Origin of the sequence: Frankia sp. AgKG'84/4 (genome assembly GCF_023242965.2) — a bacterium.
Classification (GTDB): Bacteria; Actinomycetota; Actinomycetes; order Frankiales; family Frankiaceae; genus Frankia.
In genome coordinates this window covers 1-1,767 of sequence record NZ_JALKFU020001021.1, presented here as the reverse complement: position 1 = coordinate 1,767, position 1,767 = coordinate 1, and the positions used below count along the sequence as shown (strand labels likewise).

The 1,767-nt window shown below is 75.8% G+C and carries 1 protein-coding gene; it reads right to left on the bottom strand.

All coding sequences use genetic code 11. The features are described 5' to 3' along the window. A partial coding sequence (locus MXD58_RS26935) for an FtsK/SpoIIIE domain-containing protein (RefSeq protein WP_250610632.1) occupies positions 1-1,767 on the bottom strand: 1,767 nt, incomplete at both ends.

Below are 1,767 nucleotides of genomic sequence, written 5' to 3'. Positions count from 1 at the left end.
CGGCACGCCGGTCGTTGCTGGGAGGGCCGTGCTCGCCCGCGCGGCGAAGGGCGCCGGGGACGGCTCGGCGGGCGGGCGCCAGGGCGCGCCGCAGTAGGCGGTCTGGAAGAGCAGGGTCGAGCGGTGCGCCACCCGGGCGAGGGCCCGCCCGGGGGCTGTGGCCGGGATGAGGGCGGCGTCGCGGGTGTCGACGACGTCGGTGCTCTCCATCGGGTCGGTGACCCGCAGGGCCACGCGCAGGTTGGTGTTCGCCCGGATGTCGCCGGTCACCACCCCGGCGGGCCGCTGGGTGGCGAGCACCAGGTGGATGCCCAGCGAACGGCCCCGCTGGGCGAGGCTGACCAGGCCTGGGATGAAGTCGGGCACCTCCCGGGCGAGCGTGGCGAACTCGTCGATCACCAGGAGCAGCCGGGGCAGGGCGGGCAGTCCCGGGTCCCGCGAGCGCAGCGCCCGGTAGTGCGCGATGTCCTTCGCCTCGGCCGCGGCGAGCAGCTCCTCGCGCCGACGCAGCTCCGCGGCAAGGGACTCCAATGCGCGCACGGCCAGCGCCGGGTCGAGGTCGGTGACCATGCCCAGGGTGTGGGGCAGCCGCGCGCAGCCGCGAAACGCGCTGCCGCCCTTGTAGTCGACCAGGACGAAGACCAGTTCGTCGGGCAGGTTGTGGGCGGCGAGCGCGCCGACGAGAGTCTGCAGCAGCTCCGACTTGCCGGCGCCGGTCGTGCCGGCGACCAGCGCGTGCGGTCCGTCGCGGACGAGGTCGAGCACCACCGGCCCGTCGAAGCCGACGCCGAGGGGGAAGCGGGTCGACGCCGGCTGGGCCGCCCAGGCGGCGACGAGGACGCGAGGATCGGGTGGGACGGGCCGGCCCGGGCCGGTGAGCCCGAGCAGGTCCAGTAGCCGCACCTGGTCGGGCAGCCCGTCCCCGGCGTCGGGGCTGATGTCGCGCAGCGGAGCCAGCGCACGGGCGACCTGGTCGCACCAGGACACCCCCACCAGATCGGGGCGCACCCCGGGTACCTCCGGCACGTCGGTCTGGCGCACCGCCAGCGCGTCGGGCTCGCAGCGGATGACGGTGGTGCACTCCTCGGGCAGCAGCCGCGTCTCGGTGTCCAGGCAGAGCGCGAAGATCCGCACGGCCGGGCCCTCGGTGAGCACCTGGATCATGCCCGGCACGTCCCGCAGCCGCCGGGCCCCGTCGATGAGCACGACCACGTCGGGCTGGGTGAACATCACCGGTCCGAGCGCCGACTCACGGGCCTGCGCGCGGACCCGGATCTGCGCCTGTAGTTCGGCGACGCGGTGCGCGACGGTCTCGGGGTCGTTGCCGATCGACACCGCGGGCCCACCGGCACCACCCGCGGCACCCGGCCGGCTGTGCGGCAGCCAGCGGGTCCATTCCCAGCTCGATCGGCCGCCGCTGTCGGTGAGCACGACGATCCGCAGGTCGCGGGGGCTGTGCAGGACGGCGCACTGGACGAGCAGCCAGCGTCCCAGCGCGTGCGCGCTCGCCCGCGGGCCGGCCACACCCACCACGCCGCGGGCGGCCACATCCACCGCGAGGGGAACCTCGGGGACGTTCCATCGCAGCCGATGGTCATGATCGTCGAGGGCGGGGTCCTCCACCTCGACCAGGGAGGGCTGGTCGACGGTGCCGACCCGCAGCAGGAGATGGTCGGGATCGGTGCGCCGGCGTTCCCACAGCCGGTGGCCCGGGCCGGTCGCGGTCAGCCCGACCGCCGCGGGATCGGGGGCGGCCTGGGCGCGGGC